At 45.2% G+C, this 15,251-nt stretch carries 12 protein-coding genes; 5 read left to right on the top strand and 7 right to left on the bottom strand.

Annotated features, from left to right (window positions below; all coding sequences use genetic code 11):
- The first annotated feature begins 147 nt into the window (after positions 1–147).
- Positions 148–1,392, top strand: coding sequence for a ribonucleotide-diphosphate reductase subunit beta (locus ACYX4J_RS04845; RefSeq protein ID WP_108734126.1), 1,245 nt, complete (start codon positions 148–150; stop codon positions 1,390–1,392).
- A gap of 312 nt (positions 1,393–1,704) precedes the next feature.
- The gene (locus ACYX4J_RS04840; RefSeq protein WP_444914449.1) at positions 1,705–2,091 is read left to right on the top strand and encodes a DUF2750 domain-containing protein; all 387 of its coding nucleotides are present in this window, start codon (positions 1,705–1,707) and stop codon (positions 2,089–2,091) included.
- Between the two features lie 152 nt (positions 2,092–2,243).
- Here ACYX4J_RS04840 and ACYX4J_RS04835 read toward each other — a convergent pair whose 3' ends face one another.
- Positions 2,244–2,687: a hypothetical protein gene (locus ACYX4J_RS04835; RefSeq protein WP_476177993.1), complete on the bottom strand. Its 444-nt coding sequence runs from the start codon at positions 2,685–2,687 to the stop codon at positions 2,244–2,246.
- Positions 2,688–2,780: 93 nt separating this feature from the next.
- On the bottom strand, positions 2,781–3,311 hold the full coding sequence (locus ACYX4J_RS04830) for a redoxin domain-containing protein (RefSeq protein WP_444907546.1): 531 nt from the start codon (positions 3,309–3,311) through the stop codon (positions 2,781–2,783).
- 72 nt (positions 3,312–3,383) lie between these two features.
- On the opposite strand from ACYX4J_RS04830, the gene ACYX4J_RS04825 reads away from it, so the two are divergent.
- Positions 3,384–4,298 carry an alpha/beta hydrolase gene (locus ACYX4J_RS04825; RefSeq protein ID WP_445355882.1) on the top strand — a complete coding sequence of 305 codons (915 nt, stop codon included), beginning with the start codon at positions 3,384–3,386 and terminating at the stop codon, positions 4,296–4,298.
- An 86-nt stretch (positions 4,299–4,384) separates the two neighbouring features.
- Here ACYX4J_RS04825 and ACYX4J_RS04820 read toward each other — a convergent pair whose 3' ends face one another.
- A complete protein-coding gene (locus tag ACYX4J_RS04820) occupies positions 4,385–5,602 on the bottom strand; it encodes a hypothetical protein (RefSeq protein ID WP_476177992.1) in 1,218 nt (405 codons plus the stop codon).
- Positions 5,603–6,240: 638 nt separating this feature from the next.
- On the opposite strand from ACYX4J_RS04820, the gene ACYX4J_RS04815 reads away from it, so the two are divergent.
- A complete protein-coding gene (locus tag ACYX4J_RS04815) occupies positions 6,241–6,849 on the top strand; it encodes a class I SAM-dependent methyltransferase (RefSeq protein WP_475709589.1) in 609 nt (202 codons plus the stop codon).
- 136 nt (positions 6,850–6,985) lie between these two features.
- Here ACYX4J_RS04815 and ACYX4J_RS04810 read toward each other — a convergent pair whose 3' ends face one another.
- Positions 6,986–9,196 (bottom strand): hypothetical protein, encoded by a 2,211-nt coding sequence (locus ACYX4J_RS04810; RefSeq protein WP_476177991.1) that lies wholly within the window; start codon positions 9,194–9,196, stop codon positions 6,986–6,988.
- 373 nt (positions 9,197–9,569) lie between these two features.
- Between ACYX4J_RS04810 and ACYX4J_RS04805 the strand changes: the two genes are divergently transcribed.
- Positions 9,570–10,358, top strand: a complete 789-nt coding sequence (locus ACYX4J_RS04805; protein ID WP_444907541.1) for an SIMPL domain-containing protein — start codon at positions 9,570–9,572, stop codon at positions 10,356–10,358.
- Positions 10,359–10,426: 68 nt separating this feature from the next.
- On the opposite strand, the gene ACYX4J_RS04800 is transcribed toward ACYX4J_RS04805, so the two are convergent.
- From ACYX4J_RS04800 to ACYX4J_RS04790, 3 genes are all read right to left on the bottom strand, one after another.
- Entirely contained in the window at positions 10,427–11,095 is a 669-nt protein-coding gene (locus ACYX4J_RS04800; protein WP_444907540.1) for a DNA-3-methyladenine glycosylase I, read from the bottom strand.
- A 305-nt stretch (positions 11,096–11,400) separates the two neighbouring features.
- Entirely contained in the window at positions 11,401–13,584 is a 2,184-nt protein-coding gene (locus tag ACYX4J_RS04795; RefSeq protein ID WP_445355878.1) for a S9 family peptidase, read from the bottom strand.
- Positions 13,585–13,668: 84 nt separating this feature from the next.
- Positions 13,669–15,048, bottom strand: coding sequence for an SLC13 family permease (locus ACYX4J_RS04790; RefSeq protein WP_413662969.1), 1,380 nt, complete (start codon positions 15,046–15,048; stop codon positions 13,669–13,671).
- Between the last annotated feature and the right edge of the window lie 203 nt (positions 15,049–15,251).

Here is a 15,251-nt window from a genome sequence, read left to right as displayed (position 1 = left end):
AAATACGAGCCTGTAATGAATTATTGCCGGTAAAAAAATCACCGGTATGTCATCCCTGGTTACACACAATTAGTGAGTAATACACCAGGAAGATTTAAGAATTTTTTATCGAACTTTCGATAGTGAGACCGATCAAAAGGGCCAACTATGCTGAGCTGGGACGACATCGACACCAAGCCCCAACAACCTGAAAAAGCAACCGAACCGCGACCGACGCCGGAGGCCCAGGCAAAATCCGTGCAGGAGCCCAGCGCTTCCTACACAGCCGCTCCGGCGTCGCCTGCGGCCCAAAGCGGCTCCACTGCCGTTGATGCCGCCCGTGCCGCAGTTGCTAATATGGACCCGGCTCCCGGCCTGGAAGAACTGGAAATGGGTGCGGCCCGTATCCAGGTAGATGAAAAACGCATTATTAATTGCCGCGCTGACCTCAACCAGTTGGTTCCCTTTAAATACGACTGGGCCTGGCAAAAATACCTGGACGGCTGCGCCAACCACTGGATGCCCCAGGAAATCAACATGAACAAAGACGTGTCCATGTGGAAAGACCCCAACGGTCTGACCGAGGACGAGCGTCGCATCGTGGAATACTCCCTGGGCTATTTCTCCACCGCAGACTCCCTGGTTGCTAACAACCTGGTATTGGCGATCTACCGCCATATCACCAACCCTGAGTGCCGCCAGTACCTGCTGCGCCAGTCTTTTGAAGAAGCCATTCACACCCACGCCTACCAGTACTGTGTAGAATCCCTGGGTATGGACGAAGGTGAAGTCTTCAATATGTACCGCGAAGTGCCTGCGGTTGCCAAAAAAGCGGCCTGGAGCCTATCCCACACCCAGGCCATCGGTGATCCCAACTTCAAAACCGGCACCGTTGAATCCGACCAGGAGCTGCTGCGCAACCTGATCGCCTTCTACGCTGTCACTGAAGGTATCTTCTTCTACTGTGGCTTCAGCCAGATCCTGTCCATGGGTCGCCGCAACAAAATGACCGGTGTTGCCGAGCAGTTCCAGTACATACTGCGCGACGAGTCTATGCACCTGAACTTCGGCATTGACGTCATCAACCAGATTAAGCTGGAAAATCCACACTTGTGGACAGCGGAATTCCAGCAGGAAGTCACCCAGATGATTCTCGAGGGTATGGAGCTTGAAGTAGCCTATGCCCGCGACACTATGCCCCGCGGCGTACTCGGCATGAATGCGAATATGATGGAGGAGTACCTCCAGTTTATCGCCAACCGCCGCCTTAGCCAGCTGGGCCTGAAAGAGCAGTTCCCTGGCGCTCAGAACCCATTCCCGTGGATGTCTGAAATTATGGACCTGCGCAAAGAGAAAAACTTCTTTGAAACCCGCGTTATCGAATACCAAACCGGCGGCGCACTGCAGTGGTAAGCGCTTCCTGGTTAGCGAATTACTAAAAAGGAGAAAGTAGTCGCTCACAGGAAGAGAAGTATTGAAAACGGGCTTAATGCCCGTTTTTTTTATTTTGAGCATTCCAGTTTCCTCTTCACTCTAACCATAGACTTAAGTTCTATAGAAACTCTTTCTCTCCCCCTGCCGCTGACCATCTCGGCAAAGCATTTGGATAGCGGCTTGTATTCGCGCATAATGCCCCGCATTAATTGGTATAACAGCTATGCCTCTAGATGAGCAGGCCTTCAGTTATCCCTACTCGCCTATTACCTAGCTACAATGAATTGATATATGAGCACCCCAGATTTAAGTGAAATAACTAATCTCAGCTGTGAAGATCGCTACGAGTATTTTCTGAGCATAGCCGGAGAAGAGCGGGAGATCTGGATACTGATCGATAGCCAAAATTGCTTTCTTAAAATACACACCGATGAAGATGGTGGCTTTGAATATCTGCCAGTATGGCCAAGCGCTGAATTTGCCCAAGCCTATGCTGAGAATGAAACGGGCCTCACCCCTAAAAGCATTCCCTTACCACAGTTTTTAAAGAAGTGGCTTTCTGGCTTAAAAGGTGACGACATTGAAATAGGTGTGTTTCCTGCGCCGGATAAAAGCGTATGGATTACTAGCTCAGAGGAACTAGAGATCGATCTACGGGAAGAGCTGAACAACTTCTAAATAGGCTATTCACGTTGAAGCTATCGCTTCAAAAATCCGACAAAGAAAGTTCAGCTCTATTGAATAAAAGTAAGATAACAGGGTAAACACCTGTTATCTTACTTGGGTAATATACAATTACAGATTCGCCGCCTGATATTTATATATACTATTCACTTGAGGCGCTGCAATGAAAACCAGGAATAAAATAAGTTTCGACGCCACCAAAAACTATAAGGAAGAGAAAGATATAAAGCCGGCCTTGCCCGCTTATAGCAGCGCAGTCGCCAGTGCAAAGCATTCGGAAAAGAAAAGCAAATAGTATCCGGTTGGATAACTTTCACGTCATCTAAATCTCCCCATAAGTCGATATCCGAACTCAAAGCAAAATCCAAAACTCTTCCTCTAGAGAGTAGGTAGATATTAACTCCCTGATCCAGAGACCACCAATCATGTAGGATAACTAACACTTTATCGAGAAATTGGTATTGAGCAACAATCTCTCTACCATAAACGGGTATAGCTCTTTGGTTGGGGCCATCAATTAATACGACTTTACTATTATCAATTGGATTAAGCTTGAAGTGATTCATCTCAGAGAGAAAAGCGTTCGTCACTACCCTACCCCCTTAAATTCCAGACCTCTAACTTTACTACAAACTTTTAATCCAAAATATAGCTCCCTGAATTAGCAGGGTATTTAAAAAATCTTAATATGTTCCCCTAATTGGGTAATGGTTATCAGGATTTCGGATAAACTCGATACCCACCAATAGCGTTTGCAAGTCAGGCCTCGCAAAAGGTGCATTGGAAATGTCGACTATTTGCAGCCTTCCAGATTCGTTGATGACAAAAACACCCGGTTCAGCAAAGGGCCTGTCTGTTTCTTCAGGGGAGCGGGGTTTTGAAATATAGAGCCCAAGCTGCTGCATTTGGGGTATTGATAAACCGTAACCGACAGTAAATCCCGGCTGAATTGCTTCCATATGCTGAGAAGCTTTTTCCTCCGTATCGGCAGAGACAACAGCCACGTCAATACCCTCCGCATGATAGCGGGGTAGTAGTACACTCAAGACACGCAAATACTTGGTACATAGTGGGCAGTGCTTACCTCGGTAAACGACTACCATTTGCCAAGGGAAACTACCTTCAAGCTTCCCCAGTACCAACTCACCTCCACCAAGTCGCTTTACTTCTATTGCAGGAAAATCGATACCAGCAGCAAGCTTTATATTGCTCATTAGCACCCCACTTGAGAATATAAGAAGAGACTTAGTCAACCAATGAATCCCACCGTTAGTATAGGAGACTCGATGAAAAAGCCCCTTATTCGTTTTCTATCAACGCTATTAGCAGCCGGACTGCTAGGTGGCTGCCCTGCTAACCACCAAAGTAACTCTTCTCCTGAAAGTCATTCCCAGCCTCTTGAGTTCTTACCTGCCCTGAAAGGGGACTACTTTAAGCTGGATTCAGCGATTATTGGGCGCCCCTACCATATCTATACTCGCCTGCCTGAGGGCTATAATCCAAACGAGGATACAACCTACCCGGTCATTTATCTCCTCGATGGGGATTCACTGTTCCCAATTTTGGCTACTAATCACCTGTTTATGCATTACGATGATTACGCCCCCGAGGCGATTATCGTAGGTATTGCTTACGGCTCATTTAAACCCGAGATCAATCATCGCAGTTTTGACTTTTCACTACCCGATGACAGTGACACACTTACGTATGGCGGTGCAGCACAGTTTCTCAACTTTCTAGAGCGGGAGCTCTTGCCAACAGTTGAAAGCCGCTACTCGGTAGACCCTCATCAACGAGTTCTCTTCGGTCAAAGTCGAGGGGGATATTTTGTGCTTTACACAGCATTTTCTAAGCCCGACTTGTTTAAAGGATTGATAGCCAGCAATGCCACCTTCCTACCACAACAGGAATTTTTCTACAGGGAACCTGTACAAGCGACAAGAGAGGATCTGACTCTGGTAGTAACAAGTGGCTCCAAAGACATGCCAAACCTGCGCAAAGATGCACTCTCCTGGCATAAGCACTGGAAAGAACAAGAGACCACTCCCTGGCGCATTGCATTTACAACGATTCCAGGCGGTACCCATGCGGCAAATAGTACTGACAGTTACCGTTTCGGCATCCACGAGATTTTTGCAGAAGAGATCGAAATATCTCGTATGAAAGCAGAGAACAATTTGCAAGTGGTAGAGGATCACTAGAGCTAAAAACTAATAGAAGTAAATATGTGATTCCCGCAAACTAAAAAGCCCGCTTTTAAGCGGGCTTTTTTAAAACGATGAGCCAATTACTCTGTACAGGCAGCAATACGACCAGCCGTATTTTTACCGGCACCACAGTTCAGGCCATCGGGGATACCCGTGTAGTCTGGGGCCATAATACCGCCGTTACGCTGAGCGTCATGATCGGTATAAATACTCGCCAGGTTATAGGAACGCGCTGTCCCCTTATTGTCATTATCGCAGGAGAAGATAGCGCTTCCGTAAGCGATACCCAGGAAGGTCTTGTATTCCTTCAGATTTGACCACAAGTTGCGCTTAGCAGAACCAGAGCAGTTCATCTGGGAAGCCAGATTGATGTAACCATCGTCCTCACCGCCCAACAGCAAAGAGCTAGCACTCTCAATACCAGGGAAACCGGCGTAGCCTCCAATGGTATAAACCGGTGCAGCCAGGTTGGTGCCGACATAGTTGCGCACAGCATAGACATCATTAGTCTGCAGGTAACGTACTGCTGCGCACTCGCGACCGATAAACCAATCGTTGATCAAATCTTCGATCCAGCTACCGTTACACAGTCGATCAACCCCCTCAGTACCGGTGATTGCACCACCAGTAGTAAAGATTGCCGCGATACCGCTAATGGCAGTGTCAAAGTCCACTTCAACCGCGTAACTATCATTCAGGCCTGCGACATTAACGGTTTTGGTTTTCGTCTTACAGCTTTTCCAGAACCAGGAGCCAGTACAAACCTTCGAGGTTTCGGTCACAGTATTGGAATCCAGCTGGTTGTAAGCACGGTTATAGTAAGGGGACCCCGGTACGGCATTGCCTGCGAGGTACATCATTTGGGTGGCACCCTGACTGTGGGCAATCACGTAGAAAGTGTCATCGGCAGCACACTGGTTTTCATGCTCATAATCATCGCCTTCGCCATTGCGAATAGCGATTATCTGCCGAGCGATTTCACCCGCTGTGCCGTCATGCCAGTAGGGCATCTCGCCCTCATCGGTGGAGTTGTAACCAACCACACCGTAATTGCCGCCATTTACACGCAACTGTTCAATAAAGTCACTACCCGCGTATTCATCGAAGTAAGCCTCACTCCAATAATCTAAAGCCGGCTGCTCAAGATTACCCTGGGAGTTAGTACGCTGCTTAATATGGCCCTCAGTACCATGGCCATGAACCAGGATGTAGCAGTTATCCGCACTAGCAGAGGCTGATCCCAAAAGCCCCGCTAATAGTAAAGAGAAGCTCGCACCCAATCGTTGATAAAGTGTCATTGTGATGTCCTTTTATTTTTGCTCGGGCTTGATCCCAATTTTTTAAATTGTCTTTTTATGTTGCCGAGACTGTTTTATGGCTTGCGAAAGGTATCTGGTTAATTAGTGCCAAGAATATGACTAATAGCGCCAAACAGAATCTTAGGGCGACAAGCAATATGACTATTTAGTCACAAAGAGAAGGAGGCTTAGATGAATGTGACATAGTTCGCAAAAACTAAGAACCGCGACTTCGCTCTAGGTCACAGTATTGATGAAGCTAAAGGTGAGTGAGCACTTCTAAAAAACTTTTGGAGCAAGCTATCTTTTCGAAGAAATAACTTACGTAAAGAAAAGGTTGAAATCGTTTAAATTTTGATCAACCCCTATCGTAGCACACAAGTATCGTAGCCACTTTTCTATCGATATACCTATGACACGTTATGCACCCTTTCCATAAAAAATTGTGGCACTAAATTAAAACATGCAGCAAGAATTACAAGGTATAAATATATGAGCACCTCTACGGAGATAATTTTTAGAGTCTAACGATTCGGGAAATATACTACATATACTTAAAATCAAAAGGTAATCATCTAGTAGTAGATTATCCGCCGACCGAATGCATACTCATTGAACATCTACGGTAGGAAGGAAAAATGATAGAGCCAAAAAAGTTTTGGGATAAAACTGCAGCGCGCTATGCCAAAAGCCCTATAAAAGATTTAAAAAGTTACAAGAGAAAACTGGCTATAACACAAGAATATTTGCAGGCAGACTGGTCTGTACTGGAATTTGGATGCGGCACCGGCAGCACCGCTATTCAGCACTCTCCATATGTGAACAGTATAACTGCTACTGATATTTCCGAGAAGATGCTGGATATTGCCAAGCAAAAAGTAAAAATCGCTTCCATAAAAAACATAAATTTTAAACAAGGCACCTTAGGTTCACTAAAATTCGAACCAGATAGTTTTAACGCCATCTTAGGGCTAAATATATTACATCTTCTGGAGGATATAGATGGTGCTATCGCGCGGGTTTACAATTTATTAAAGCCGGGGGGCATATTTGTATCAAGTACTGCATTAATTAAGAAAAGCAATTGGCGATTCCTGATCCCAGTGATGCAACGCATAAATCTGGCCCCTTATGTCCACAAAATTGACAGACAGGAGCTTTTAGACAAGCTTACACGAGTTGGTTTTCTTATTGATCAGGAGTGGCAGCCTAGTAAGGAATCAATTTTTTTGATAGCAAAAAAGTAAGTTCTTCATTCCCCATATACGCGGCCACATTTCAGAAATCAGGATGAATTCCAGTAAAAAAGCAGGAGAGCGGTAAGGGGGAGCCCCCTTACCAAATTTATCTCCCAGTATCATTACAACAGTTCAGGAGAAAAAATTAATTAACGCTATTTGAGTGGTAAATCATCGCCTGCCAAATATTTTTCTGACCACTCACATAGTTATCGTAGGTGGGGTTTTTAATATAAGTCCAAGCTACTTTTCCATCACCTAAGTACATAGGCTCATCCAAACCACCCCATCCATAATTAGGTAACTCGATTGGCCCTTCAAGTACGTTTAGATCTGCATCGACTTCCATTACATAATAAGCTTTTGGTACTAATAACCGTTTAGAGCCGCTGTCGGCATAAATACGGTTATAGGACAAGTTATCAGAAATACACTGGAATTTTGCATACCCAAACAAGTAGCGTCCATTTTTTAAATCAATAAGTTGTGGATCACTAATTTGGCAATCATCATCCTCAACCAACCAATTAAAACCCTGGCCTTCCATACTACCGGTAGAGCTGACCTTGGCGATGCCAATACGGGTTAAAGAGCTGGAGTCTAATGCATCACCAGAATAAAGTCCCTGTCTTGTTATTGTGGCGAAACTATCATCATCTTCCCAATAGTTATAACTCATATAGGACAGGAAACAGTTTGTGGTGTCGTAATCTGCACAATCTTCATCAAACGGACCTTCCCCAGACGGATCAATACCGACTTCATCCTGGAGAAAGCGATCCATATCCGCATCTTCAATATATTTAGGCGAGACGATCAAAGAAAGGTTCGTATTGGCATCCACTGGTACAACAGTATGACCGCCACCATTAGATACCATCGCAGACGTTGATGGTACGAAGTGATTAAAGCGCCCTTCTGTAGACGAACTGGAAGTTTCCATTTTCACTGCAATGGTACCCAGTTGCCCATGAGTGCTACCTATCCAGTCGTTCCAATCACTGGTGCAAATTGCACCAAACATCTCATTGTCTGGATTATAGAATGAGCGAATGTTTACTACGTGACCATCGCCGCAGGCCCAATACCAACCGCGATTATCTGAGCTGCTCATATCCAGGGACCAATTATTACGGTCAATAACCGTTAAGCCTGCCGAATAGTGAGAACTCCCATTTCCATCAAATACCCGTGCAGAAACTGAGAAACCATAGCTACTACGACCCTGGCTGTCATCCTCAACATAAATCAGCTCTTGTGCGCCAAGATGAGTTCCACCGTGCATTTTATTTACTACGTAAGCATCAGGAACTTCACTTAAAGGCTGATTTTCCCACTCTAGCAGCCAAATTTGCTCGTTATAGCTGTAACTGGCATCTCGAATGTGCTGCAGTAAATCGTCATAGTCGCCAGAGGAAAGACTGGAAATAATATACTCCATCTCCTCTTGCATATCGGACCCTTTAATAGTGGTAAAGGATGGCGAATCCCCAAAATCAGTATCCGGGAAGTTTGCCTCCAAACCGGCAAGGAAATCGTCAAACGTCAGCGTAGGGTGTTCAGTAAAAAAGTCGATATATTTACCGTGATTGGTCGCAACCAGAAGACCAATTTCATTCGCAATACGGGATTCAATGGTGTCAATGTTATCTTCCATTTTCATCCACGTTGAACCGTATTGCTCAACAAGGTCAGCTTCAACCTCATAACGCTCATTGGCTTGATAATCTGTATTGCATAGAACTGCTACTGTGGAGCAATCAGAGCTTACAGCCACACCGTGGGATTCATAACACTGATTTAACAGCGTTGCATTACCTGTTGCCTCAAAACTGGAAGTATCCGGATCATACTGTAGCTCATAAATAGAACCGTGAGTTGTATCCGCAGCAGTGTCCCCCTCTGACAAAGTAGTGGAAACAAACATTCTCGGAGTATCGGTATCTGTTGCACAGGTCGCAGTATAACTACGAATCGGGATATCAATATCCTCTTCATCCTGCTCCCCGTCAGTTCGTGCTATATAGTGTGCCATCTGGTAAACCTCACGGGCATTGTTCATACCTTCTGGCAAAGTTACGTCAATGGCAGTCAATGAGGCGAAGCCTAAATCTGTATGCTCTACGTCTCCCACCACAACTGTAGTGCCCACATTATCCGAGATCGGATTATCATCGCTGCCGGACGAACCCTGATCGCTACCACTACCGCTACTGCCACTATTATTACCACTACCGCTACTATCTGAAGAGGGGTTGTCCGAATCCGAAGAGGAGCTCCCTCCACCACCTCCACACGCGGCCAGCAATGCCGTCAAAGAAAGCGCTATTAACTTCTTATTTATCAGTAAACCCATCAGCTCTGCCCAACTCGTATGTCACTAAGATAATTTGTTATTGCTTGCCGTCATCCATTGAATTTTTATCCTCAATTGATGACCAAGTGCGCACTTTAAAGTGATGCAATCGATTGTCTGTGAACTGGTTTTAGAACCTGGCTGAGACCGATAAGTGGTAATTTTGCAGCGATAAACGGTACTAAAATACCAAAGCAGAAATAGTCGCATCATGAATGGTAATTGGGCGATACTTTGCGAATATACAACTACAACGAACGGTTTCAGCTGCAACAATTGGATAGAAACTAGGAAAGCCGATATAGTGCTATTGATCGGCAATAAGCTAGTTTCCTGATAGATTGTCATTTATTCACAGTTTGGAAGTGTCAATATGAAAAGACTTGCTCTTTTAGCTTCGCTACTCATTCCCAGCCTTTCAATGGCAACCCCAGAGATTAAAGGCTCCCCCCAGGACTTACGCGACCTAATTTACCCAATATCAAGAGTTGTGACTCTCCACGGCAGTGCAAAAGAAACGGCTTATTCAGACCAGGCTATAGTCAATATTATTGTCACCACTGAAGAGCCCCTCCTATCAGACGCCATTGCTAACAATAGTTCTTTGCGTGAACAATTAACCGAGAGCTTAATAAAGGCTGGCATAGACCGAGCTAAGATTAAAAATTCAAAATTTTCATCTTCCCCACAATTTGGTTGGCTAGGCAAAAATCCTTCCAGCTATAAAGTTATTAATAGGGTCGCAATAACTATTAACAAGGAGGGACATTTACAGTCTATCGCAAGGCTAACCGATGAAAATAAAGAAATAGAAATAGTGAGTACTTCTTTTGAGCATTCAGAAGTATCTGAATATACAAAAAAGGTCCGATCTAAGGCACTAGCCAAAATCATGGAACAAAAAGCTGACTATGAGAGAACCCTGAGCATTCAGTTAACACCAGTTAATGTCCGTACAAATAATATCGGCTATCATGGGACAGCGGGAGCTGGAGCAATAGAAGAGGTTATCGTTACTGCTTCCAGAACTCGAAAAAGCAAATTTGAAGATAGCTTTTCAGAAGCATATATAGAAACAGAGGTTAGTTCCTTCGACGAAGTTCAGTATGAGGCTTCATTGTCCGTGGATTTTCAGGTTGTGCCGTCAGCTACAACCGATTAACTTTTGATTAAGCATTCAGGTTGGTAGGAGTGAAATAGATACTTCTACCAACTAAATACCCCAGTTGTTTAACCTACCGAAAGTGATAATATCTGGCTAATCTCATTCAAACTACGATTTGACTGAGACTGCCAAGTTTCGATGGCTGCTTTTAGTGCAGCCCAGTCTTTCTTGGAGGAGGGAGACTTGTCGACAACCCCTTCTCGGATTAAGGCTCGAATGGTATCACTTGCAAAAACCAAAGTATCAACTCCCATTCGTCTTAGAAATACCTGGGCAGTCTTACCGCCGAGTCGATCACCACCTTTACGCAAGTACAAAAGATTCTCAATATAGTTGTCTGTATTCCAGCTAGAGAAATACGCTCCCAAACTTCCATGCTCATTAGATAAATGCCAAAAGAAGTCTGCATTTCTCTGAATGGAGCGAGTTTTAGTCCAGTGCTTGATCATTCCTTCCTGCCGCATTAGGTCATCTAATGCCTCCTCCGGTAAGTAACGACAGAATGAAACATCAAAGCCATAAAAGATCTTCTCTATATCCGGCCACTTTTTTTCAACAACCTTCCAACTAAAACCGGCTTGAAAAACAGCCCGGGATGCCGATGACAACCACTGACTGTCATGTATCTCTCTCAAGAGCTGCGCAGGCTTTGGCTTAACCAGCTTCGACTGAAGTCCGTCTAACCCTCCAAATCGATCAATCACAGGTGCCTCAATGGCGGCGAACTCACGCATAATTCAGACCTTCCAGTAAATCTATCTCCATTCTACGCCTATAAATAGAAATTCAAAGCATTTGGAGTTTTAGCGGAATACTAAAAAGGTGGTGCGTGTTTATCCTGCCCAAACAACACGAAAAGCCAATTGACTCTAGAAGTTAATATTTCAGAAAGCTGAAAAAGAAAAGGACATTTCAACTTCCCCAACAAATAAAGGGGAGCTAGCTCCCCTTTATTTACATGATACTTAAGTAGAGATATAAAGAATAATTAGCTACCCATAATCAGACCTATATCTCTAAAATAAGCATAACATATTTATTACTTAACCTTCTTATCAGTCTCTCCATTTTTATACCCAAGTAAATCGAGGTAAAATGCATACTGTAAAGCGGTCTCCTTATAGCGACGGAAACGACCCGAAGAGCCACCGTGACCTGCTTCCATATTGGTATTGAATAACAACTGATTTTCATCGGTCTTCAATTCGCGTAACTTTGCCACCCATTTCATTGGCTCAAAGTATTGCACCTGGGAATCATGTAGCCCAGTGGTTACCAACATATTGGGGTAATCCTGAGCTTTCACCTGGTCATAGGGAGAATAGGAAAGCATATATTCATAACTATCCTTATTATTAGGATTGCCCCACTCGTCATACTCATTAACAGTCAGGGGAATTGACTCATCCAGCATGGTAGTTACCACATCAACAAATGGCACCGCCGCAGTAACACCCCGGTACAAACCCGGTTCCATATTGACTACCGCGCCCATCAACAGCCCCCCAGCACTACCACCTGAAGCAAAGATCTTATCAGGGGCCCCATATTTTAATTTCCCCAACGCCTTGGTAACGTCGATAAAATCAGTGAAAGTATTCTTTTTATTGAACATCTTTCCATCTTCGTACCAGGCACGTCCCAGTTTTTGGCCGCCACGAATATGGGCAATAGCAAATACAAAACCTCGGTCAAGCAAGGACACCACTGAAGAGCGGAACCAGGGGTCTACGGTACTACCGTATGAGCCATAGGCATATTGCAGTAATGGATTAGAGCCATCTTTCTTAAATTTATCTTTACGATAAACCAAAGATACCGGCACCTTAACGCCATCTCGTGCCGCTACCAGGATACCCTCGCTCTGATAGTGCTCTGGGTCAAAACCACCCAGAACTTTGTCTTGCTTAAGCAATTCCAAATCGCCACTATCCAACTTGGCTTCATAAACACTATTTGGTGTCGTTAAACTCGAATAAGATACTCGAACACTCTCTGAGTCCAAGTTTGGGTTTGAACTCAAGCCCAGCCTGTATACTGGATCATTAAACCCGACTTGAAGGTCCTTATTATTCTCTAAATTAATAATTCGGAGACCCGTTTGCCCCGCTTTTCGTTCTATTACTGCCAGATGATGATCAAATAAAGTGAAATCTTCCAACAAAACTTTACTACTATGAGGTATGACTTCCTGCCAATTAGACTTATCTGTTGCGTCGTCCATGGCAACCTTCATAAGGCGGAAGTTTTCAGCTTGCCAGTTGGTCATGATATAAAAATCATTCCCTAACTTTAGCGCTGAATACTCGTGATCCTCTTCCCGGGGATATAAGGGAGCAAAATCGGCAAGAGGGGTGTTTGCGTCCAGGATTGACTGGCCACTGCTAGTTGTAGAACTGTGGTGAATGCGTATCAGTTCTCCATCCCGGGATTTGGAAATCCACGTATAGAAAGCCTTATCCATTTCTTCATAAACAACAACATCTTCACTCTGCGGTGTGCCCAATTTATGGCGCATCACTTGATAGCCGAGCAGAGTTTGATGGTCTTTATTGATATAGAAGACAGTCTGGTTATCGTTTGCCCAAACCGCAACTGGTGAAGCATTCTCCAATTTATCTGGCAGCATCTCACCAGTCTTTAAGTCCTTGAAGCGAATCGTGTAAACACGGCGCCCAACGCTATCTTCAGGATATGCTACCAATTGATTACTGGGAGAAACAGCCAGGCGCCCTACACTAAAGTAGCCGTGGCCTTCGGCCAGCACATTCACATCCAGCATAACCTCTTCAGGTGCTTCCTGGGTGCCTTTACGTCGCGCGTGGATCGCGTATTCTTTCTCGGGAAGATAGCGGCTGTAATACCAATAACCATTATAATAAACGGGGACCGTTGATTTATCTTTCTCCAGACGGCCAGTCATTTCTTCAAAGAGTAATTCCTGTAACTCTTCGGTGTGGTGCATTACCAAATCGGTATAAGCATTTTCTGCTTCCAGATGAGCAATAACATCTGGCGCCTTACGTTCATCGTCACGCATCCAGTAGTAATTATCGATGCGCTCATGGCCATGCATAACCATTTTGTGTGGTACTTTCTTCGCTACAGGAGCAGAGGTTTGTTCACTAAACAAGGCTTTTTCCTCTACAGCTTGGTTGCTCTTCTCTTCGCCACACCCTGTTAAACCAAGGGTGAGCAACAGTGTTGCTGTGGTTTTATTCATCGAACTCTATCTCTCCTATCTATTTTTCTTTTATCCATTCGCCTGCTTATGCACATCTCACACTGGCTATGATGGAGACAAACACTATCCAGCCAGGATCAACCAACTCATCCCCGCTATTATCAGCGATGCCGTCACACTGAGTATCGCGCCCTCTCGAACCATATCCTGTATACGTACTTTACCGGTTCCATACGCAATCGCATTAGGCGCTGTAGCTACAGGCAACATAAATGCACAACTGGCACTCATCGCCGCAGGTATCATCAGCACCATGGGCTCAAAACCCGCTGAAGTGGCGGCTACAGCTAAAATTGGCATAAGTAGGGTTGCCGTAGCTGTATTGCTGGTTATCTCTGTCAAGAAGGTCACACTAAGGCATAGAATTACCAACAACAACCACAGTGGCATCGCCGTCAGGAAAGAAAGACCGTTGCCGAGCATATCGCTCAGTCCGGAACTGGAGAAACCTTTTGCTAGCGCTATACCACCAGCAAACAGTAATAGCATTCCCCAGGGGATCGTCTCTGCCGTCTGCCAATCCAGCAAGCGCCCTCCCTTACCGTTGGGCACTAGAAACATAGCGACAACGGCTGCTAGAGCCACGGTTCCATCACCGGCAGCATCAATACCTATCAATTCGCTCCAACCACCAAACGGTGCATTGCGAGTAACCCATAGGAGAATTGCCACACCGAAAACCATTAAGGTTCGCTTTTCCTCTTGCCTCCACTCTCCCACTTGAGGGGGCTCAATATCATTTTTCAGATGCACATGACGGGTCAGCCAGAGGGCCATTATAGGCAGCGTCACCAAAGCAACTGGGACTCCTATTTTCATCCAGCCCAGGAAGCTAAACTCTCGTCCGGTTACTTCCTCGTATATTCCCATAAAAATAACATTGGGCGGCGTGCCCAGAGGAGTACCTACCCCACCCAGACTTGCGGCATAGGCAATACCCAGGATCAGGGCAATACTTAAGCGCTCGTTGTCGATCTTACTGAGAATTGCCAGGGCTATAGGCAGCATCATCAATGTGGTAGCAGTGTTGGAAATCCACATGCTCAGGAAGCCTGCTGCCAGCATAAATCCGAGCACCAGCCTGCGGCCGCTGGAGACGCCCACAATACGCAACATATACAGGGCAAGGCGCTCGTGGGCCCCACTTTTCTCCAGGGCCTTGGACAAAATAAAGGCCCCCATCAGCAACAGAATGACATGACTTCCCAAGGAAGCTGCCACCTCCCGATGATCCGCTACTCCAAATAGAGGCAAGAGGACAAAAGGCACCAGTGACGTTGCGGGGATTGGAAGTGCTTCCGTTATCCACCAGATCACAGTTAACAAGGTAATTGCAGCAGTTACTGCCGGTAGATACTGCATCCCCAACGCTGATAAAAAGAAATAGAAGGCCACAGCAAAAAGAGGCCCCAAAACTATAAAGCGCTGCCGCGCGATTGACATACCTGCCCCCAACTACTCAAGGGTTTAATTTTTATAAGTTTGAATCTTGGGAGGGGGATAAACTCCTCGGTCAAGATGGCCGATAAAAATACAAGAAACTGGTCCTTTTGCGCAGCTCTTTTTATTCCTAGAGTAAAATTCCCTCATGGAATTGGGTGTTACACCGTTGAATCCCTTAAATAGCTGATGTTCAGTGATCAAAT

The sequence above is a fragment of the Microbulbifer sp. ABM4_008 genome, from assembly GCF_056311705.1.
The sequence above is the reverse complement of the archived record's forward strand: the minus strand, read 5'-3'. Positions and strand labels throughout refer to the sequence as shown.